The sequence below is a fragment of the Haloarcula terrestris genome (assembly GCF_031624315.1).
Lineage (GTDB): Archaea > Halobacteriota > Halobacteria > Halobacteriales > Haloarculaceae > Haloarcula > Haloarcula terrestris.
The window spans coordinates 1-938 of the sequence record NZ_JAMQOM010000036.1; the positions used below are offsets into that span (position 1 = coordinate 1).

Sequence of the window (938 nt, forward strand, 5' to 3'; positions counted from 1 at the left end):
GGCTCTGGTGAATCGCTGGACAGCGTCGGCTTCGACCGTCAGAACTAGGAAGTTGAAGCGGGAAACCGCCGATGCTCTATGTCGAAGATCTCCCGCTTCACGAGCAAAGTCGTTCAGTTAGCTAAAAATGCTGTTGGTGAGCGAGGCGAAGTCGCCGCCCCCGAAGGGGGTGGCGGCTTCGCCGAGTATGCGGTGGTGTCGCTGCACTGTCTGCGGGTTTATCTGGAAAAATCCTACCGCGAAGCACTTGATTTGCTGAGCGAGATGCCACAAATACTCGGGGAGATCGGCCTCGACGTGGCCGATCTCCCAGACCACTCCACGCTAGTCAAGTGGTTTGACAGAATCAAGACAGCACTCTGGCGAGTGCTGCTGCGCCTGTCGGCGCAGCTGCACAAGCCGAGCGGTCACGCCGCCATTGACGCGACGTTTTTCGACCGCGAAAACGCTAGCAAACACTACTGCCGCCGGACGAATTACCGGGTTCAGACGCTCAAAGCGACTGCTCTCGTCGACACAGAAAGCCAAGCCATTCTGGACGTTCACTGTACGACCGAGAAACGCCACGACACACAGCTCGGCTGGCAGGTCGCCCGCCGCAACGCGGGCGACCTCGCCAGCCTCGCTGCGGACAAAGGCTACGATTGGATGGAGTTACGCGAAAAACTCCGCGAAGAGGGCGTAAGACCGCTGATCAAACATCGTGAGTTCCGGCCCATCGATCACGCGCATAACGCGCGGATCGATGGGCCTCGATACCGACAGAGAGCGATGTGTGAGACCGTCTTCTCCACGATCAAGCGCACGCTCGGCGACGCCGTGCGTGCGCGAAGTTGGTACGGTGAATTTCGTGAACTTGTCCTGATGTGTGCAGTTCACAACATCAAGCAATCTCTGAAACAGTGAAATCAAGCTACGTCTGGCGATTCACCACGGCC

1 protein-coding gene is annotated in these 938 nt (G+C 58.1%); it reads left to right on the forward strand.

The genetic code is table 11. The annotated features are described in order from the left end of the window. Positions 1-78: 78 nt before the first annotated feature. A complete protein-coding gene (locus NDI54_RS21395) occupies positions 79-906 on the forward strand; it encodes an IS5 family transposase (protein ID WP_310898333.1) in 828 nt (275 codons plus the stop codon). Positions 907-938: the final 32 nt, after the last annotated feature.

Coding starts and splice junctions, on each gene's coding strand:
- NDI54_RS21395 (WP_310898333.1), top strand. CDS start 79: ATGTCGAAGATCTCCCGCTTCACGAGCAAAGTCGTTCAGTTAGCTAAA.